The organism is Cellulomonas oligotrophica (assembly GCF_013409875.1).
In the GTDB taxonomy this organism is placed as follows: Bacteria; Actinomycetota; Actinomycetes; order Actinomycetales; family Cellulomonadaceae; genus Cellulomonas; species Cellulomonas oligotrophica.
Genome location: NZ_JACCBK010000001.1, coordinates 86,199 through 104,766, shown reverse-complemented (window position 1 = coordinate 104,766; position 18,568 = coordinate 86,199). Strand labels below are relative to the sequence as shown.

The 18,568-nt window shown below is 74.4% G+C and carries 21 protein-coding genes; 9 read left to right on the top strand and 12 right to left on the bottom strand.

Features of this window, described 5'->3' with window-relative positions; all coding sequences use genetic code 11:
- Window positions 1-14: 14 nt before the first annotated feature.
- Window positions 15-1,244 (bottom strand): glycogen synthase, encoded by a 1,230-nt coding sequence (glgA, locus tag BKA21_RS00475; RefSeq protein ID WP_140459110.1) that lies wholly within the window; start codon window positions 1,242-1,244, stop codon window positions 15-17.
- Window positions 1,245-1,349: 105 nt separating this feature from the next.
- Between glgA and glgC the strand changes: the two genes are divergently transcribed.
- Both glgC and serB read left to right on the top strand, forming a co-directional pair.
- Window positions 1,350-2,591 (top strand): glucose-1-phosphate adenylyltransferase, encoded by a 1,242-nt coding sequence (glgC, locus tag BKA21_RS00470; RefSeq protein WP_140459111.1) that lies wholly within the window; start codon window positions 1,350-1,352, stop codon window positions 2,589-2,591.
- 187 nt (window positions 2,592-2,778) lie between these two features.
- A complete protein-coding gene (serB, locus tag BKA21_RS00465; protein WP_140459243.1) occupies window positions 2,779-3,399 on the top strand; it encodes a phosphoserine phosphatase SerB in 621 nt (206 codons plus the stop codon).
- A gap of 56 nt (window positions 3,400-3,455) precedes the next feature.
- On the opposite strand, the gene BKA21_RS00460 is transcribed toward serB, so the two are convergent.
- From BKA21_RS00460 to fabG, 3 genes are all read right to left on the bottom strand, one after another.
- Window positions 3,456-3,977, bottom strand: a complete 522-nt coding sequence (locus BKA21_RS00460; protein WP_140459112.1) for a SixA phosphatase family protein — start codon at window positions 3,975-3,977, stop codon at window positions 3,456-3,458.
- Window positions 3,978-4,100: 123 nt separating this feature from the next.
- Window positions 4,101-4,868: an enoyl-ACP reductase FabI gene (gene fabI, locus BKA21_RS00455; protein WP_140459113.1), complete on the bottom strand. Its 768-nt coding sequence runs from the start codon at window positions 4,866-4,868 to the stop codon at window positions 4,101-4,103.
- A gap of 74 nt (window positions 4,869-4,942) precedes the next feature.
- Window positions 4,943-5,689, bottom strand: coding sequence for a 3-oxoacyl-ACP reductase FabG (gene fabG, locus BKA21_RS00450; protein ID WP_140459114.1), 747 nt, complete (start codon window positions 5,687-5,689; stop codon window positions 4,943-4,945).
- 111 nt (window positions 5,690-5,800) lie between these two features.
- On the opposite strand from fabG, the gene BKA21_RS00445 reads away from it, so the two are divergent.
- From BKA21_RS00445 to BKA21_RS00435, 3 genes are read left to right on the top strand one after another with little or no spacing between them, the layout of a single operon-like run.
- Window positions 5,801-6,136: a DUF3099 domain-containing protein gene (locus tag BKA21_RS00445; protein WP_239072765.1), complete on the top strand. Its 336-nt coding sequence runs from the start codon at window positions 5,801-5,803 to the stop codon at window positions 6,134-6,136.
- Complete coding sequence (locus BKA21_RS00440; RefSeq protein ID WP_170209002.1) at window positions 6,133-6,366, top strand: hypothetical protein; 234 nt, start codon at window positions 6,133-6,135, stop codon at window positions 6,364-6,366. Before BKA21_RS00445 ends, BKA21_RS00440 begins: the two co-directional genes overlap by 4 nt.
- A gap of 49 nt (window positions 6,367-6,415) precedes the next feature.
- Entirely contained in the window at window positions 6,416-7,336 is a 921-nt protein-coding gene (locus BKA21_RS00435) for an SURF1 family cytochrome oxidase biogenesis protein (protein WP_140459115.1), read from the top strand.
- Here the strand turns inward: BKA21_RS00435 and BKA21_RS00430 are convergent.
- Window positions 7,320-8,918, bottom strand: coding sequence for an ABC-F family ATP-binding cassette domain-containing protein (locus BKA21_RS00430; protein WP_140459116.1), 1,599 nt, complete (start codon window positions 8,916-8,918; stop codon window positions 7,320-7,322). The two genes, BKA21_RS00435 and BKA21_RS00430, sit on opposite strands and share 17 nt — an antisense overlap.
- A gap of 162 nt (window positions 8,919-9,080) precedes the next feature.
- Between BKA21_RS00430 and BKA21_RS00425 the strand changes: the two genes are divergently transcribed.
- From BKA21_RS00425 to ypfJ, 4 genes are all read left to right on the top strand, one after another.
- Window positions 9,081-9,758 carry a biotin transporter BioY gene (locus BKA21_RS00425; protein ID WP_140459117.1) on the top strand — a complete coding sequence of 226 codons (678 nt, stop codon included), beginning with the start codon at window positions 9,081-9,083 and terminating at the stop codon, window positions 9,756-9,758.
- A 9-nt stretch (window positions 9,759-9,767) separates the two neighbouring features.
- Entirely contained in the window at window positions 9,768-10,493 is a 726-nt protein-coding gene (locus BKA21_RS00420; protein ID WP_140459118.1) for an energy-coupling factor ABC transporter ATP-binding protein, read from the top strand.
- Window positions 10,494-10,582: 89 nt separating this feature from the next.
- Window positions 10,583-11,161 carry a CbiQ family ECF transporter T component gene (locus BKA21_RS00415; RefSeq protein WP_239072764.1) on the top strand — a complete coding sequence of 193 codons (579 nt, stop codon included), beginning with the start codon at window positions 10,583-10,585 and terminating at the stop codon, window positions 11,159-11,161.
- 227 nt (window positions 11,162-11,388) lie between these two features.
- A complete protein-coding gene (gene ypfJ, locus BKA21_RS00410) occupies window positions 11,389-12,252 on the top strand; it encodes a KPN_02809 family neutral zinc metallopeptidase (protein WP_140459119.1) in 864 nt (287 codons plus the stop codon).
- 81 nt (window positions 12,253-12,333) lie between these two features.
- Here the strand turns inward: ypfJ and BKA21_RS00405 are convergent, their stop codons facing one another.
- From BKA21_RS00405 to sufB, 7 genes are all read right to left on the bottom strand, one after another.
- Window positions 12,334-12,675, bottom strand: coding sequence for a metal-sulfur cluster assembly factor (locus tag BKA21_RS00405; RefSeq protein WP_140459120.1), 342 nt, complete (start codon window positions 12,673-12,675; stop codon window positions 12,334-12,336).
- Window positions 12,672-13,190 carry a Fe-S cluster assembly sulfur transfer protein SufU gene (sufU, locus tag BKA21_RS00400; RefSeq protein WP_239072763.1) on the bottom strand — a complete coding sequence of 173 codons (519 nt, stop codon included), beginning with the start codon at window positions 13,188-13,190 and terminating at the stop codon, window positions 12,672-12,674. The genes BKA21_RS00405 and sufU overlap by 4 nt, the downstream gene beginning before the upstream one ends.
- On the bottom strand, window positions 13,187-14,530 hold the full coding sequence (locus BKA21_RS00395; RefSeq protein ID WP_140459121.1) for a SufS family cysteine desulfurase: 1,344 nt from the start codon (window positions 14,528-14,530) through the stop codon (window positions 13,187-13,189). The genes sufU and BKA21_RS00395 overlap by 4 nt, the downstream gene beginning before the upstream one ends.
- A gap of 98 nt (window positions 14,531-14,628) precedes the next feature.
- Window positions 14,629-15,393 (bottom strand): Fe-S cluster assembly ATPase SufC, encoded by a 765-nt coding sequence (gene sufC / locus BKA21_RS00390; protein ID WP_140459122.1) that lies wholly within the window; start codon window positions 15,391-15,393, stop codon window positions 14,629-14,631.
- A gap of 19 nt (window positions 15,394-15,412) precedes the next feature.
- Window positions 15,413-15,745: a non-heme iron oxygenase ferredoxin subunit gene (locus BKA21_RS00385; protein ID WP_140459123.1), complete on the bottom strand. Its 333-nt coding sequence runs from the start codon at window positions 15,743-15,745 to the stop codon at window positions 15,413-15,415.
- A complete protein-coding gene (gene sufD / locus BKA21_RS00380) occupies window positions 15,742-17,046 on the bottom strand; it encodes a Fe-S cluster assembly protein SufD (RefSeq protein WP_140459124.1) in 1,305 nt (434 codons plus the stop codon). Before sufD ends, BKA21_RS00385 begins: the two co-directional genes overlap by 4 nt.
- The gene (sufB, locus tag BKA21_RS00375) at window positions 17,046-18,503 is read right to left on the bottom strand and encodes a Fe-S cluster assembly protein SufB (RefSeq protein WP_140459125.1); all 1,458 of its coding nucleotides are present in this window, start codon (window positions 18,501-18,503) and stop codon (window positions 17,046-17,048) included. Before sufB ends, sufD begins: the two co-directional genes overlap by 1 nt.
- Window positions 18,504-18,568: the final 65 nt, after the last annotated feature.

Sequence of the window (18,568 nt, the reverse complement as noted above, 5' to 3'; positions counted from 1 at the left end):
CGCCCGCGGGCCGCTCAGGCCCCGAGCACCTGCCGGTACACCTCGAGCGTCCGCAGGCCGATCGCCTCCCACGAGAAGTGGTCCTCGACGCGGCGGCGCGCGGCCAGCCCGAAGCGCGCGGCCCGGTCGGTGTCGGCCACGGCGTCGACGAGCGCGGCCCCGAGGTCGGCGACGAAGGCCTCCGGGTCCACGGGCGTCCCCGTCCCGTCCTGCACCTGGTCGATCGGCACGAGCCAGCCGGTGGTGCCGTCGTCGACGACCTCCGGGATCCCGCCGGTCGCGGTGCCGACGACGGGCACGCCCACGGCCATCGCCTCGAGGTTCACGATGCCGAGGGGCTCGTACACGGACGGGCACACGAACACCGTGCCGTGCGCGAGGACGGCCACGAGCTCGGCGCGCGGCAGCATCTGCTCGATCCACACGACCCCCTGGCGGTGCGCCCGCAGCTCCTCGACGAGGCCCGTGACCTCGGCGAGGATCTCCGGGGTGTCGGGCGCGCCCGCGCACAGCACGAGCTGGACGTCCGCCGGCAGCGCCCTCACGGCCCGCAGCAGGTACGGCAGGCCCTTCTGCCGGGTGATGCGCCCGACGAACACGACCGCGGGACGGTCGGGGTCGATGCCGAGCCGCTCGACGACCGTGCGGGCGTGCGCGGCCGCCTCGTCGCCGACGGGCCGGCGCCACCCGTCCAGGTCGATGCCGTTGTGGACCACGCGCACGCGCGCCGGGTCCACCGCGGGGTAGGCGCGCAGGATGTCCTCGCGCATGCCGGCGCTCACCGCGATCACCGCGGCGGCCGCCTCGTACGCGGTGCGCTCGACCCACGACGAGAGCCGGTACCCGCCGCCGAGCTGCTCGGCCTTCCACGGCCGCAGCGGCTCGAGCGAGTGCGCCGTCAGCACGTGCGGCACGTCGTGCAGCAGCGCGGCCAGGTGCCCGGCCATGTTCGCGTACCAGGTGTGGGAGTGGACCAGGTCCGTCGGGGCACCGCCCGCGTCGACCCGACCGATCCCCTCCACGACACCCAGGTCGACCCCGAGGGTCGCCAGGGCGGCGTTCGCGCCGGCGAGCTCGGCGGGTACCGCGTACCCGTACGTGCCCGGCTCCTCGCGCGGGGTGTCGAACGCGTGCACCCGCACGTCGACGTGCTCGCGCAGCACCGCGGTGAGCCCCGCGACGTGGACGCCCGCACCCCCGTAGACGTGCGGCGGGTACTCGCGGGTCACCAGGTCGACGCGCACGGCAGGGCCTCCTCGCGACCGGCCGGCGCCGGTCCTCGGGCGACACGCTAGCGCGCACACGCCACCGGTCTCGCTGCACGGGCCTCGCGGCCCTAGGTTGAGCACATGCCAGCGCCGCGTGTCCTCGCCATCGTCCTCGCCGGAGGGGAGGGGAAGCGGCTCATGCCGCTCACCGCGCACCGCGCGAAGCCCGCCGTCCCCTTCGGCGGCCTCTACCGCCTCGTCGACTTCGCCCTGTCGAACGTCATCAACTCGCGGTACCTGCACGTCATCGTGCTCACCCAGTACAAGTCCCACAGCCTCGACCGGCACGTGTCACGCACGTGGCGCATGTCACCGCTGCTCGGCAACTACGTGGCGGCCGTGCCGGCGCAGCAGCGCGTCGGCAAGCACTGGTACCTGGGCAGCGCCGACGCGATCTACCAGTGCCTGAACATCATCGACGACGAGCGCCCCGACATCGTCGTCGTGGTCGGCGCCGACCACGTCTACCGCATGGACTTCTCCCAGATGGTCGACGCCCACATCGAGTCCGGTGCGGAGTTCACCGTCGCGGGCATCCGGCAGCCGATCTCGCAGGCCGACCAGTTCGGCGTCATCGAGACCGACCCGTCCGACCCGACGCGCATCGCCCGGTTCCGCGAGAAGCCGTCCGACCCGGTGCCGGTGCCGGACTCCCCCTTGGAGATCCTCGCCTCCATGGGCAACTACGTCGCCGACGCGGACGCCCTCGTCAACGCCGTGACGGTCGACGCCGAGAACGTCAACTCCCGGCACGACATGGGCGGCGACATCGTCCCGTGGTTCGTCGAGCGCGGCACCGCGGGCGTCTACGACTTCATCCGCAACGACGTGCCCGGGTCCACCGACCGCGACCGGGACTACTGGCGCGACGTCGGGACGATCGACTCGTACTTCGAGGCCAACCACGACCTCATCTCCGTGGAACCGGTGTTCAACCTCTACAACGAGGAGTGGCCGCTCTACACCGGGTACACCGGCCTGCCGCCCGCGAAGTTCGTGCACGCGGGCGCCGGCCGGCTCGGCCACGCCGCCGACTCGATCGTCTCCCCCGGCGTCCTCGTGTCCGGCGCGACCGTGTCGGGGTCGATCCTCTCGCCCGGCGTGCGCCTGCACTCGTGGGCCCAGGTCACGGACTCGGTGCTCATGGACGGGGTCCAGATCATGCGGTACGCGCAGGTGCACCGCGCGATCCTCGACAAGAACGTCATCGTCCCCGAGCGTGCCCGCGTCGGCCTCGACCACGCGCACGACCGCGCCCGCGGGTTCACGGTGACCGACTCCGGCATCACCGTGGTGCCCAAGGGCACCGTCATCAGCGACTGACGGCACGCTCCGGTCCGCAGGCCCCTGGCCCGGGGCCGTCGTCGCGCACCGCACCGGTGCGGTGCGCGACGACCCGTGGACGGGCGGGCGCGCGCCGCGCGGCCGCACTAGCGTGCCCGTCGTGGACACCACCTCCGCCGGCACCGCCCCCGCTCCCCCGGCCCCCGGCCCGCGCCGCCTCGTCGTGATGGACGTCGACTCGACGCTCATCACCGGCGAGGTCGTGGAGATGCTCGCCGCCCACGCCGGCCCGCACGCCCTGGCCGAGGTCGCCGCCGTCACCGAGGCCGCGATGCGCGGCGAGCTCGACTTCGCCGCGTCCCTGCACGCCCGGGTCGCGACCCTCGCGGGGCTGCCCGCCACGGTCCTGGCCGACGTGCTGGCGGAGGTCGAGCTCACGCCGGGCGCGGGCGAGCTCGTCGCGGAGCTGCACGCCCGCGGGTGGCCCGTCGGGCTGGTCTCCGGCGGCTTCTGCGAGGTCGTCGAGCCGCTGGCCGAGCGCCTGGGCATCACGATGGTGCGGGCCAACCGCCTGGAGGTCGTCGGCGGTCGCCTCACCGGCCGGGTGCAGGGCGACGTCGTCGACCGGGCGGCGAAGGCCCGGGCGCTCACGGAGTTCGCGGCGGCGACCGGGGTGCCGATGGACCGGACCGTCGCGGTCGGCGACGGCGCGAACGACCTGGACATGGTGGCCGCGGCCGGCGTCGGGGTGGCGTTCAACGCCAAGCCGGTGCTGGCGGAGGCCGCCGACGCGGTGGTGCGGGGCCGGCTCGACGCCGTGCTGGACCTGCCGCAGCTCGCCGGCTGACGGGCCCGGGCGGCCGGGCCCGTCCCGGCGAGCGACGGCCGCCGGGCGATGTCGTCTCAGGCGGGGACGTGCAGGCCCGTCAGGCGCGCACCGCCGGGCGCGGTCTGCTGCCAGGGGCCGTCGATCTCGAGGACCGACCACGCGGCCGTCGGCACACCCACCCGCACACGGGCCGTGACGGCCTCGTCGGACCCGGGACCGGCCAGCGCGGCGGCGACGTGCGAGACGGTCGGCTCGTGGCCGACCACCAGCAGGGTGCGCACGTCCTCGGGCACGGACCGCACGAGGTCGAGGAGGTCGCCGGTGCCGGCGTCGTAGAGGTCGTCGCTGACGTCGGCGGGCGGCTCGGGCGCACCGGCGGCGGTGAGGGCGAGGCGGACCAGGTCCCACGTCTGCCGCGTCCGCAGCGCGGACGAGCACAGCACGTGGTCGGGGGCGTGGCCGGACGCGGCGAGGGCGCCGCCGACGGCGGTGGCCTGCCGCCGCCCCGGGATCGCCAGGGGCCGGGCGTGGTCGACGACGGCGTCGGTGTGCTCGGCCTTGGCGTGCCGGAGGAGGACCAGTCGGTGGGACGTCACCCCTCCAGGGTGACACCTCCGGGCGCGTGCCCGGGCACGCCGTGCCGCCGCTCCCGCACGGGGAGCGGCGGCACGGGCGTGCGGGTGACGATGGTCACCCGCGGGCGGGGTGCTGCGGGCCGGTCACTGCCCCATCGCGTGGACACCGCCGTCGACGTGCACGATCTCGCCGGTCGTGGCGGGGAACCAGTCCGACAGCAGGGCGGCGACCGCGCGCGCGGCGGGCTCGGGGTCGGAGACGTCCCAGCCGAGCGGTGCGCGGTCGGGCCAGCGGCCCTCCATCGACGCGAAGCCGGGGATCGACTTGGCGGCGGTGGTGCGGATCGGTCCCGCCGAGACGAGGTTGACGCGCACACCGTGCGGGCCGAGGTCGCGGGCAAGGTACCGGGCCGTGGACTCGAACGCGGCCTTGGCCACGCCCATCCAGTCGTACACCGGCCACGCGAACTGCGCGTCGAAGGTGAGGCCGACGAGGCCCGAGCCGGGGGTCAGCAGCGGCAGCGTGGCCGTCGCCAGCGACTTGAGCGAGTACGCGGACACGTGCAGCGCGGTCGCCACGTCGGGCCACTCGCCGGCGAGGAAGTTGCCTCCCATGACCGACTGCGGCGCGAAGCCGATGGAGTGCACGACGCCGTCGAGGTGGTCGGCGTGCTCGCGCACGCGCTCGGGCAGCGAGGCCAGGTGCTCGTCGTCCGTGACGTCGAGCTCGACGACGGGGGCGGTCGTCGGCAGCCGGCGTGCGATCGCCTGCGTGAGGCGCAGCTGGCGGCCGAAGGAGGTGAGGACGACCTGCGCCCCCTGCTCCTGGGCGAGCCGCGCGACGTGGAACGCGATCGAGCTGTCCGTGAGGACGCCGGTGACCAGGAGCGTCTTGCCCTCGAGGAGTGCCATGGGTGCCTTCCGTTCGTGGTGGTGCGGGGCGCGGGGCCGAGGTGGCGGCCCGGCACGCGGGGTGGACGTGCGGGTCAGTGCCCCATGCCGAGGCCGCCGTCGACGGGCACGACGGCACCGGAGACGTAGGCGGCCGCGTCGGAGGCGAGGAACTCGACGACGCCGGCGACCTCGTCGGCCAGGCCGAAGCGGCCGGCGGGGATCGAGGCGCGGTAGGCGTCCTGCCGCTCGGCGGGCAGGTCGCGGGTCATGTCGGTGTCGATGAAGCCCGGTGCGACGACGTTCGCGGTGATGCCGCGGGCGCCGAGCTCGCGGGTGATCGAGCGGGCCATCCCCACGAGCGCGGACTTCGAGGCCGCGTAGTTCACCTGGCCCGGCGAGCCGTACATCCCGACGACCGAGGAGATGAGGACGATCCGGCCGCGACGCAGGCGGATCATGCCCTTGCTCGCGCGGCGCACGACCCGGAACGAGCCGGTGAGGTTGACGTCGAGGACGTCGGTGAACTCGTCGTCGGTCATCCGCATGAGGAGCTGGTCGCGGGTGACGCCGGCGTTCGCGACGAGCACCTCGACAGGGCCGTGCGCGGCCTCGACCTGGGTGAACGCGGCGTCGACCGCCGCGGTGTCGCGGACGTCCGCGCGGACCTCGAGCACGCCGTCGGGCGCGCCGCCGGACCGCACGATCGTGGCGACCTTGTCACCCCGGGCGAGGAACCGCTCGGCGATGGCACGGCCGATGCCGCGGTTCGCGCCGGTGACGAGGACGCTGCGGGGTGCGACGTCGGTGCTGGTCGTGGCGGTGGGATCGGTGTCGGGCACGGGTCACGACGCTAGCCGACGCCCGCGGCGGGCCGGTGGTGCGGTCCTCGACGAGTTGCACGGCCGACGTTGTGGCAAGCCCACAACCGCGCACGCGCCTACGATCTGTCGGTGAGCACCCGCCGACGCACGGGCCCCGGCGAGGAGGTGCACCGCATCACCTCCGCCCCGGAGCCGCTGACCGACGACCTCGCGCGCCGTCAGCGCCGCTACCTGTGGCAGATGGGGCTGCGCGTCGTCTGCTTCCTCGCCGCGGGTCTGATGTGGTCGCACGTGCCCGTCGTCATCCCGATCGTGCTGCTGGTCGTCGCGTCGGTGCTGCCCTACGTGGCGGTGCTGCTGGCCAACGCCGGCCGCGAGCGCCGGGTCGAGGGTGACGTGCAGATGACGCCGCGCGAGCTGGGTGCCGGCGGCGGGACGAGCGAGCTGGGAGGTGGGCCGCGGTGAGCGAGGCGGTGCCGGACACGGTCGACGAGCTGGTGTGCAGCGCACGCGGGTGCCGCGCGGGTGCCGCGTGGGGCGTGCTGTGGAACAACCCGAAGCTGCACGCGCCTGCGCGGCGCAAGGTGTGGCTGGCGTGCGACGACCACCGCGAGCACCTGTCCCAGTACCTGCAGGTGCGGGACTTCCTCAAGGACGTCGTCCCGGTGGGCGACCTCGAGCAGGTCGGCGCGTGACGTCCGCCACGGTCCGCCGGCGCGGGCGTCGGCCCGGCCCGGAACGGACGTGAGGCCGGCGACCCGGCGCGCCCTCGGCCTGGTGGCCGTCGGGCTCGTCGTGGCGGTCGTGTGCACGGCGCTCGGTCGGTGGCAGTGGAACCGGCACGTGGCCCGGGACGCGGCGATCGCCGTGGTCGAGGCCAACTGGGCGGCCGCGCCCGTCGACCTGGCGCAGGTCGTCGCCGACCCCGACGCGCCCCTGCCGGATGCCGACGCGTGGCGCACCGTGACCGTCACCGGGCGCTGGCTGACCGACGCGTCGGTGCTGCTGCGCAACCGCCCCGTGGACAGCACGCCCGCGTACCACGTGCTCGTGCCCCTGCTGGTGACGGACCCGGGCGGGCAGCCCGGCGCGGCCGGGGACCGGGTGCTGGTCGTCGACCGCGGCTGGGTGCCCACGGGTGCGGACGGCTCGGTGGACGTCGACGTGCCCCCGCCCCCGACGGGCGAGGTGCGCGTCACGGTGCGGCTGCGGCCCGGCGAGCGCCCGGCGACGCGGGAGGCCCCTGCGGGCCAGGTGCACGCGATCGACCCCGTGCAGGTCGTCGCCGCCGGCGGGGACGCGGTCCCGGCGGGCACGCTGCCCTACGCCGCGTACGGCTCGTTCGTCGCGGAGACCCCCCCGGCCGCCGTGCCGCTCGGTGCGCTGGACCCGCCGTCGACGGACCCGGGCTCGCACCTGTCGTACGCGTTCCAGTGGTGGGTGTTCGCCCTGGGCGGGCTGGTGGCGTTCGTCGTCGCGGCGCGCCGCGAGCTGACCGCCCCGGACGTGCCCGCGCCGGGCGACCCGGGGCCGACGGGTGCGCCCGTGCCCGCGCAGCCGGTGCGCCGGGCCCGTCGGCGCGGTCGCGACGAGATCGACGAGGACGCCCTGGTGGACGCCCAGCTCGCCGACGGTCCGGGCGCTCCGCTCACGCCAGGGCGATGAGGTCCAGGTAGTCCGGCCCGTACAGGTCCTCGTCGCCGTCGGGCAGCAGCAGCACGCGCTCGGGCTCGAGGGCGGCGACCGCGCCCTCGTCGTGGCTGACCAGGACGACGGCCCCCTGGTACCCGCGCAGCGCCGCGAGGATCTCCTCGCGGCTGGCCGGGTCGAGGTTGTTCGTCGGCTCGTCGAGCAGCAGCACGTTCGCGCTGGACACCACGAGGGCGGCGAGCGCCAGGCGCGTCTTCTCCCCGCCGGACAGCACGCGGGCGGGCTTGTCCGCGTCGTCGCCGGAGAAGAGGAACGAGCCGAGCACCGAGCGCACCTGCGTGTCGGTCAGGTCGGGCGCGGCCGTGCGCAGGTTCTCCACGACGGTGCGCGACAGGTCGAGCGTCTCGTGCTCCTGCGCGTAGTAGCCGAGCTTGAGGCCGTGCCCGGGCAGCACCTCACCCGTGTCGGGCTTCTCCAGCCCCCCGAGCATGCGCAGCAGCGTCGTCTTGCCGGCGCCGTTGAGCCCGAGGACCACGACCTTGGAGCCCCGGTCGATGGCGAGCGAGACGTCGGTGAAGACCTCCTGCGAGCCGTAGGACTTCGACAGCCCCTCGGCGGTCAGCGGGGTGCGCCCGCACGGCGCCGGGTCGGGGAACCGCAGCTTGGCGACCTTGTCCGAGACGCGGGCCTCCTCCAGCCCCGAGAGCATGCGCTCGGCACGGCGGGCCATGTTCTGCGCGGCGACGGCCTTGGTGGCCTTGGCGCGCATCTTGTCGGCCTGCGCGAGCAGCGTCGCGGCCTTCTTCTCCGCGTTCGCCCGCTCGCGGCGGCGGCGCTTCTCGTCGGTCTCGCGCTGGAGGATGTACGCGTCCCAGCCGAGGCTGTACTGGTCGAGCTGGGCGCGGTTGGCGTCGAGGTGGAAGACCTTGTTGACGGTGGCGCGCAGCAGGTCGACGTCGTGGCTGATGACGAGGAACCCGCCCGGGTACGTCTTGAGGTAGTCGCGCAGCCACACGATCGAGTCGGCGTCGAGGTGGTTCGTCGGCTCGTCGAGGAGCAGGGTGTCGGCGCCGGAGAACAGGATCCGGGCGAGCTCGACGCGGCGGCGCTGACCGCCGGACAGGGTGCCGAGCTCCTGGCCGAGCACCCGGTCGTCGAGCCCGAGGGCCGCCGTGATCCGGTGCGCCTCGGACTCGGCCGCGTACCCGCCGCCGGCGGTGAACCGGGCCTCGAGCCGCCCGTACCGCTCCATGGCGGCCTCGCGCGTCTCGTCGTCCGCCGACGCCATGGCGCCCTCGGTCTCGCGCATCGCGGCGAGGACGACGTCGAGGCCACGCGCGGAGAGCACGCGGTCCATGGCGAGCTGCGTGAGGTCGCCCGAGCTGGGGTCCTGCGGCAGGTAGCCGACCTCGCCGTTGCTCGACACCGTGCCCCCGGTGGGCTGGGTGTCGCCCGCGAGGGTCTTGGTCAGGGTGGTCTTGCCGGCGCCGTTGCGGCCGACGAGGCCGATGCGGTCGCCGGCGGCGATGCGGAACGTGGTGGGGACGAGCAGGACGCGGGCGCCGACGCGCAGCTCCACGGCCGAGGCGGTGATCACTGGTGGTTTCCTCCGAGATCGCCGGGAGGGATCTGGAGCCCGGCACAAACGCCCCGCAGTCTACCGAGCCGCTAGCGTGGCGAGCGGCCCGGGACCGCCGGGACAGCGCACGCCACGCCCGTCAGGGCCCGCGACGACCTCCCGACCCGGTGAGAGGCCCCCATGCCGACGACGCCCGACGCCCCCGCCACCACGGCGCCCGCGCGCCCCGTGCCGCGCCGTCACCGCGGCACCGACGTCGCCCTCGTGGCGTCGTTCGCCGCGTTCGTCGCCGCCTGCGCGCTCGTGCCGCCGATCCCCACGGCGTCGGGCGTGCCGATCACCCTGCAGACGTTCGGCGTGCTGCTCGCCGGCCTGGTGCTGGGGCCGTGGCGCGGCTTCCTCGCCGTGACCCTGTACCTCGTCGTCGGGCTCGCCGGCGTGCCGGTGTTCGCGGAGATGACGGGCGGCCTGGGCGTCCTGGGCAAGCCGTCGGTCGGGTACCTGCTGGCGTTCCCGCTGGGTGCGGCGCTCGCCGGCGTCCTCGGCGGGCTCGCGCTGCGCCTGCCCGCCCGTCGCCCGCCCGCCGGTCCGGGCGCCCCGGTCGCACGCCGGCTCGTGGTGCGCTCGACGCCCGCCGTCCGGTTCGTGGCCCTCGTCGGGGCCGGCCTGGCCGCGTCCTTCCTCACCATCCACCCCGCCGGTGTCGCCGGCCTGATGTGGCGCCTGGTGGTCGACCTGCCCGCGGCGGTGGCCATCGACGTCGTCTACTGGCCGGGCGACGTGGTGAAGAACGTGCTCGCCGCGATCGTCACGCTCGCCGTGCTGCGCGCGTTCCCCGACCTGCGCGACCGGGCCTGACGGCACCGCGTGATCGAGCTCGACGGCGCCGAGGTCACCGCCTGGTCCCCCGACCCCGCGGGCGGCCCCGACCGCGTGGTGCGCCTGCTGGGGCCGGTCGACCTGCGGCTGACCGAGCGCCGGGTCGCCGTCGTCGGCGCCAACGGCTCGGGCAAGTCGACGCTCGCCCGGCTGCTCAACGGGCTGGTCCTGCCGTCGGCGGGGCGCGTGCGCGTGGACGGCCTCGACACCGCGACCGACGGCCCGGCCGTCCGCCGCCGGGTCGGGTTCGTCTTCACCGACCCGGACGCGCAGATCGTCATGCCGACGCCCCTGGAGGACGTCGCGCTCTCCCTGCGGCGCACGGTCCCGGACGCCCGCGAGCGCGAGGCCCGCGCCGCCGCCACGCTGGCCCGGTTCGGGCTCGCCGACCGCGCGCACGTGCCGGTCCACGCGCTGTCCGGCGGGCAGCGCCAGCTCCTGGCGCTCGCGGCGGTGCTGGCCACCGACCCGCAGGTGCTCGTGTGCGACGAGCCGACGACGCTGCTGGACCTGCGCTGGCGCACCCGGGTGGACGACCTGCTCGCCGGGCTCCCCCAGCAGGTCGTGGTGGTGACCCACGACCTGGAGGCCGCCGCCCGCGCCGAGCGGGTCCTCGTCGTCGACGAGGGCGCGGTCGTCGCGGACGACGCCCCCGGTCCGGCCCTCGCCCGCTACCGCTCGCTCATGGCGGGCGCGCGGGCGGCGCACCCGTGACCGACGGAGGGCCCAGCAGACTGCGGGGCCGTCCGCTGCGGACGCCGTGGGCCGGGCCGCTCGGCCTGCACCACCCGGGCACGAGCCTGGTGCACCGGGCACCCGCGGGCGCCAAGCTGGTGGCGCTCGCGGCGTTCACGGTGGCGGTCGTGGCGCTGCCGGGGCCGGTCGCCGCCGCCGGGCTGCTGGGGCTCGCGCTGGCCGCGTCGGTGGTCGCGCGCCTGCCGTGGGCGCGGCACCTGCGTGCCCTCACCCCCGTCCTGGTCACCGCCGCCGTCCTCGGGGCCTACCAGGTGTGGCAGCGCGGACCGGCGGCCGCGGCCGAGGTCGTCCTGGACCTGCTCGCGGTGGTGCTCGCGGGCACGGTCGTGACGGCGACCACCCGCAGCGACGCGCTCCTGGCGACGGTCGCGGGTGCCACGCACCGCCTGCGCGTCCCCCTGCGCCGCGTCGGCCTGCACCCGGAGACGATCGCCCTGGCCGTGAGCCTGTTCCTGCGCACCGTGCCCGTCCTCGTCCGGGTCGCGGCCGAGTCGCGGGACGCGGCCCGGGCGCGGGGTCTCGAGCGCAGCCCGCGGGCGGTCGTGGTGCCGGCGGCGGTGCGCATGGTCGGGCACGCCCGTGCCACGGGCGACGCGCTGGCGGCACGCGGCCTCGGCGAGGACTGACCGGCCTGCACCTCGTCCGCGCCGATCCCGGTCGTCGCCCGCCGGGCCCCGGCGATGCCGAACCGTCCCGCCCCGACGTCCCGGCTGTCCGGGCCTGGCGTCCGGGGCTGGTCGTCCAGGCCTGGTCCCCTCTCCGGGTGACCCCGTCGCGGCGCACGGCGCCTGTTTCCGTTATCGAGTGCGGGGGTCGGGCGGCGCGGGACGGCACCAGGCCCTACCGTGTGCGCGTGACTTTCAGCGACGGCGGGAACTTCGAGGGTGGACGCGTCAGCAGGCGCTCGGGCGGGCGCACGGCAGCCGTCGGGGGCGGTGCGATCGGCCTGGTCGTCCTCGCGGTCTACCTCTTCACCGGCACCGACCTGTCCCCCCTCCTGGGCGGCGGGGGGACCGGCACCCAGGAGAAGGTCGGCACCTGCAGCGCCGAGGAGGCGAACACCGACCCCACGTGCCGGTTCTCCGCGACGGTCCAGTCGCTCGACGCCTACTGGGAGCCGACGCTGGCCGGGACGGCGACTCCCCTGGTCCGCCCCGAGGGTGCGGTCTTCGAGGAGGCCACGAGCACGGGCTGCGGCGACGCGTCGGCCTCGACCGGCCCGTTCTACTGCCCCGTCGACACGACGATCTACCTGGACCTCGGGTTCTTCACGCTGCTGCAGGAGCAGTTCGGCGCGCAGGGCGGGCCGCTCGCGGAGATGTACGTGTACGCGCACGAGTACGGCCACCACGTCCAGCACCTGACGGGCGTGCTCGAGAGCGCCGACCGCACCGGTACCGGCGCGGACTCCGACTCGGTGCGCATCGAGCTGCAGGCCGACTGCTACGCCGGCATGTGGGCCGGGGACGCGGCGACCCGGGAGGACCCGGACACGGGCGTCACGTTCCTCGAGCCGATCACCGCCGAGCAGCTGGCGCAGGCCATCGACACCGCCGAGGCCATCGGCGACGACCACATCCAGGCGGGCGGCGGCGGGACCGTCGACCCCGACACCTGGACCCACGGGTCGAGCGAGCAGCGCCGCCGCTGGTTCACGGTCGGGTACGAGCAGGGCTCGATGGACGCCTGCGACACCTTCGCGGCCGCGGAGCTCTGACCCGGGGGGCCACCTCGCCGCACGGTCCTTGCACGCCGACGGCCCGGCCCCGTGAGGGCCGGGCCGTCGGAGAGGCCGTCGTCAGATGTTGAAGCCCAGGGCGCGCATCTGCTCACGACCGTCGTCGGTGATCTTCTCCGGGCCCCACGGCGGCATCCACACCCAGTTGATGCGGAAGCCGTCGACGACCCCGTCGAGCGCCTGCGCGGACTGGTCCTCGATGACGTCCGTCAGCGGGCACGCCGCCGACGTGAGGGTCATGTCGATGACCGCGGTGTTCGTCTGGTCGATCGCGACGCCGTAGACGAGGCCGAGGTCGACGACGTTGATGCCGAGCTCGGGGTCGATGACGTCGCGCATCGCCTCCTCGACGTCGGCCACGTTGGCCGCGCCGGGAGCCGTGCCCGTGCTGTCGGTGGTCATGCGTCCTCCTGGGTGCGTGCGCCGGACGTGATGAGGGCGTCGGTCAGCGCGGCCCAGCCGAGCAGGGCGCACTTGACGCGGGCCGCGTACCGCGAGACGCCCGTGAAGGCCGCGGCGTCGCCGAGCAGCTCCTCGGCGTCGTCGTCGAGACCGGCGCCCTTGGACTGCATGAGCGCGCGGAACGTGGCGTGGACGTGGTCGACCGCGGTGAGGTCCTGACCGACGACGAGGTCGTGCAGCACGGAGATCGAGGCCTGCGAGATCGAGCAGCCCTGGCCCTCCCAGGCGACCTGGCGGACCACCGGCACGGGGCCGGAGGTGTCGACGTCCACGCGCATCGTGACCTCGTCGCCGCAGGTCGGGTTGACCTGGTGCGAGGTCGCGGCGCACGTGCCGTGCTCGACCACGGCGACGCCCACCGCGCCGGTGCCGTCGGGCAGCCCACGGCCGTGCGGGAACCTCGCGTGGTCGAGGATCACCTGCTGGTACAGCTGCTCCATCGAGCTGGACGTCATGCGGACCTCTCCTCCGACGCACCGGTGGGCGCGTCCTGCAGACCGAAGAACGCCCGCACCCCCGCCAGCGCTTCCCGGAACACCGCCACGTCCTCGTCGGTCGTGTACACCCCGGCGCTCGCCCGCGTCGTGGACGCGACCCCGAACCGCCGGTGCAGCGGCTGCGCGCAGTGGTGGCCGACACGCACGGCGACCCCGGCGTCGTCGAGCACCTGGCCCACGTCGTGGGCGTGCACGCCGTCGACGACGAACGAGACGTTCGCGAGGCGGTCCTGCACGTCCGTCGGGCCGATGACCCGCACGCCCGGCACGGAGGCCACGGCGTCGAGCAGCAGCCCCGCGAGGTGCCGCTCGTGGGCCGCGACGCCGGCCATGCCGAGCTCGTCGAGGTACTGCGCGGCGGCGCCGAGGCCGACGGCCTGCGAGACCATCTGCGTGCCGGCCTCGAACCGCTGCGGCGGCGGCGCGTACGTCGTCGCCTCCATGGTCACGACCTCGACCATCGAGCCGCCCGTCGTCACGGGCGGCATGGCCTCGAGCAGCTCGCGCCGACCGTAGAGGGCGCCGACGCCGGTGGGTCCGTACATCTTGTGCCCGGAGAACGCGGCGAGGTCCACGCCGAGCGCGCGCAGGTCGACGGGCAGGTGCGGGACGGACTGGCACGCGTCGAGCACCGTGAGCGCACCGACCTCGCGGGCGCGGGCGACGAACCGCTCGACGGGCGTGACGGCCCCGGTCACGTTGGACGCGTGCGTGAACGCCAGCACCCGCGTGCGGTCGGTCACGACGGTGTCGAGCTCCTCGGTGCGCAACCGCCCGTCGTCGTCCACGCCGATCCACCGCAGCGTCGCCCCGGTGCGCGCGGCGAGCTCCTGCCACGGCACGAGGTTCGCGTGGTGCTCGGCCTGCGTGACGACGATCTCGTCGCCGGGGGCGAGGGCGAACCTGCGTGCGGCTGCTCCCCCGCGGCCGGCGGTCGCGTTGGACAGGGCGTACGCCACGAGGTTGATCGCGGCGGTCGCGTTCGAGGTCCAGACGAGCTCCTCGGGCGTCGCGCCGACGAACGACGCGACCCGCGCCCGCGCGTCCTCGAACGCCTCCGTCGCCTCCTCCGCGAGCTGGTGCGCGCCCCGGTGCACGGCCGCGTTGCGCTGCACGGCGAAGTCCTGCTCCGCGTCGAGCACCACGTCGGGGCGCTGGGACGTCGCGCCGGAGTCGAGGTAGACGAGCCGACGGCCGCCGCGCAGGGTGCGCTCCAGCAGCGGGAAGTCGGCGCGCACCGCGGCGAGCTCGGCGGGCGACAGGGTCGCGCCGGGCGCCGGCTCGAGCGTGCTGGTCATCAGGTGCCCTCCGCGAGGTGGTGGGGTGCGGGCGACGGGAGCCGCCGGGTGCCGGGGCCCGGGTCGCGGTGCGCGCCCCGGGGCCCCGGCGCGGACGGTCAGGCCTGGGCGCCGGTCGGCAGGAATCGGTCGTAGCCCTCGTTCTCCAGGCGCGTGGCGAGCTCGGGGCCGCCCTGCTCGGCGATCTTGCCGTCGACGAAGACGTGCACGAAGTCCGGCGTGATGTACCGCAGGATGCGGGTGTAGTGCGTGATGAGCAGCACACCGACGTCGGAGCCCTCCCGGACGCGGTTCACGCCCTCCGAGACGATCCGCAGCGCGTCGACGTCCAGGCCGGAGTCGGTCTCGTCGAGGATCGCGATGCGGGGCTTGAGGAGCTCCATCTGCAGGATCTCGTGGCGCTTCTTCTCGCCGCCGGAGAAGCCCTCGTTGACGGAGCGCTCGGCGAACGAGGAGTCCATGCGCAGGTTCTCCATGGCGCCGCGCACGTCCTTGACCCACGTGCGCAGCGGCGGGGCCTCGCCGCTGATGGCGGTCTTGGCGGTGCGCAGGAAGTTGGACACGGACACCCCGGGCACCTCGACGGGGTACTGCATCGCGAGGAACATGCCCGCGCGGGCACGCTCGTCGATGCTCATCGCGAGCACGTCCTCGCCGTCGAGCAGCACGGCGCCCGACGTCACGGTGTACTTGGGGTGGCCGGCCAGCGAGTACGCCAGCGTCGACTTGCCGGACCCGTTCGGGCCCATGATCGCGTGGGTCTCGCCGCTGTTCACGGTCAGGTCGACGCCGCGCAGGATGGCCTTGGGGCCCTCCTTCGTCTCGACGCTGACGTGCAGGTCGCGGATCTCCAGGGTGGACATCTCGGGGTACTCCTCGGGGTCAGAGCGGGGCGTCGACGTCGACGAGCACACGCTCGCCGTCGACGGTCACGGGGTAGACGGGGACGGGGCGCACGGCGGGGGGCGACAGCGGCTTGCCGCTGCGCAGGTCGAACCTCGACCCGTGCAGCCAGCACTCCACCGAGCAGCCCTCGACCTCGCCCTCGGACAGGGAGACGGCACCGTGCGAGCACACGTCGCTGATCGCGTGCCACTCGCCGGTCTCGTCGCGCACGACGGCGACCTCGACGGGTCCGCCCTCGCCCTCGAGCTCGACGCGCAGCGTGCCGGCGACGGGCACGTCGCCGGTCAGGCAGGCCAGCTGCGCGCTCATGCGGTGGTCGCGGCGGCCTCGCCGCCCTCGACCGTGGCCGGGGCGCCGGTGAGCTCGCTCATCGACTTCTCCAGCTCGGCCTCGATGGACGCCAGCAGCCGCTCCTCGACCTCGGGCACCCCGATCTCGGCGATCAGCTCGGCGAAGAACCCGCGGACCACGAGGCGACGGGCGTCGGCCTCGGGGATGCCGCGCGCACGCAGGTAGAACAGCTGCTCGTCGTCGAAGCGGCCGGTCGCGCTCGCGTGGCCCGCCCCCTCGATGACGCCGGTCTCGATCTCGAGGTTCGGCACCGAGTCGGCGCGGGCGCCGTCGGTCAGGACGAGGTTGCGGTTCAGCTCGTACGTGTCCGTGCCCTCGGCCGCGGCGCGGATCAGCACGTCGCCGACCCACACCGTGTGCGCGCCCTGGCCCTGCAGCGCGCCCTTGTAGGTGACGCGGGAGACGCAGCTGGGCACGGCGTGGTCGACGAAGAGCCGGTGCTCCTGGTGCTGGTCCGCGTCGGCGAAGTACAGCCCGAGCGCGGTGACCGACGCACCCTCGCCGACGAACTCGGTGTCGGGCGTGACGCGCACGGCGTCGCCGCCGAGCGTGACCACGATGTGCTTGACCGTCGCGTCGCGGCCGATGCGCAGACGGTGGCTGGCGGCGTGCACGGAGCCCGGCGCCCAGTCGTGGACCGAGACGACGGTCAGGTGCGCACCGTCCTCGGCGACGATCTCGACGGTCTCGGACAGCATCGCGTGCCCGACGTGGTCGATGACGACCGTGCCCTGCGACAGCGGCTCGGCGTGGACCAGCAGGTGCGAGGCGGTCGGGTCGAGCGGCGCCTCGGCCGTCCCGGCACCCTCGACGCCCTCGACGACGACGGAGGTGACCTTCGACGAGACGGACTCGCGCGGCAGGGTCACGACCGTCGAGCGCTCGAAGGATGCCCACGAGGTGACGGCGGTGCGGTCCCCGGGGCGCCCGGCGGTGCCCAGGCGCGCGTCGTCGCGGTCGACGATCTCGACACGGACCTCGGGCGACTCGACGACCGTGGTGAGCACGCCGTGCCCGGTGAGCACGCCGTCGGTCGCGGCGGCGAACAGCGGCGCGTACCGGTCGACCGGCGCGAACCGCCACTCCTCCTCGCGCCCCGTGGGCACGGGCAGGTCGGCCGGGTCGAAGCTCGTGCGGCGCGACGCGCGCGACGCCTCGGGCACGGCCCCGACGCCGTGGGTGTGCGCACCGTCCGCGACGGCGCGCGAGTGGTCCGTCGAGAGCCCCGTCGCGGCACCCTCGTTCGTGGTGGTCGTCATCAGCCGACGGCCCCTTCCATCTGCAGCTCGATGAGGCGGTTCAGCTCGAGGGCGTACTCCATGGGCAGCTCGCGCGCGATGGGCTCGACGAACCCGCGCACGATCATGGCCATGGCCTCGGTCTCGGCCATCCCGCGGGACATGAGGTAGAACAGCTGGTCCTCGCTCACGCGCGAGACCGTGGCCTCGTGCCCCATCGACACGTCGTCCTCGCGGACGTCGACGTACGGGTAGGTGTCGGAGCGGGAGATCTGGTCGACGAGCAGCGCGTCGCACAGCACGTTCGACGCCGAGTGCGCCGCGCCCTCGAGGATCTGCACGAGACCGCGGTACGACGTGCGCCCGCCGCCGCGCGCCACGGACTTCGAGACGATCGAGCTCGACGTGTGCGGTGCCGCGTGCACCATCTTCGAGCCGGCGTCCTGGTGCTGGCCCTCGCCGGCGAACGCGATCGACAGCGTCTCGCCGCGCGCGTGCTCACCCATCAGGTAGATCGCCGGGTACTTCATCGTGACCTTGGAGCCGATGTTGCCGTCGACCCACTCCATGGTGCCGCCCTCGGCGACCGTGGCGCGCTTGGTCACCAGGTTGTAGACGTTGTTCGACCAGTTCTGGATGGTCGTGTACCGCACGCGGGCGTTCTTCTTGACGATGATCTCGACGACCGCGGAGTGCAGCGAGTCCGACTGGTAGATCGGGGCGGTGCAGCCCTCGACGTAGTGCACCGAGGAGCCCTCGTCGGCGATGATCAGCGTCCGCTCGAACTGGCCCATGTTCTCGGTGTTGATCCGGAAGTAGGCCTGCAGCGGGATCTCGACGTGGACGCCCGGCGGCACGTAGACGAACGAGCCGCCCGACCACACCGCGGTGTTGAGCGAGGCGAACTTGTTGTCGCCCGGGGGGATGACCGAGCCGAAGTACTGCTCGAAGATCTCCGGGTGCTCGCGCAGGCCGGTGTCGGTGTCGAGGAAGACGACTCCCTGCTCCTCCAGCGACTCCTGGATCTGGTGGTAGACGACCTCGGACTCGTACTGGGCGGCGACGCCCGCGACGAGGCGCTGCTTCTCGGCCTCGGGGATGCCGAGGCGGTCGTACGTGTTCTTGATGTCCTCGGGCAGGTCCTCCCAGCTGGTGGCCTGCTTCTCCGTGGAGCGCACGAAGTACTTGATGTTGTCGAAGTCGATGCCCGACAGGTCCGCGCCCCACCAGGGCATGGGCTTCTTGTCGAACAGGCGCAGCGACTTCAGGCGCGTGCGCAGCATCCACTCCGGCTCGTTCTTCAGCCGCGAGATGTCGCGCACGACGTCCTCGGACAGTCCGCGGCGGGCCACGGAGCCGGCGACGTCCGGGTCGTGCCAGCCGTAGGTGTAGTTGCCGATCGAGGCGATGGCCTCGTCCTGGCTCATCGGCTCGGCCGCGGCCGGCCGGGTGGCCGTCTCGTCCGTGGGTGCGCTCATGGCTCCGGTTCCTTCCGTCGAGTGCACGGGGGGCGTGGTGCTGGTCGGGGGGCGTACGGCGTGCT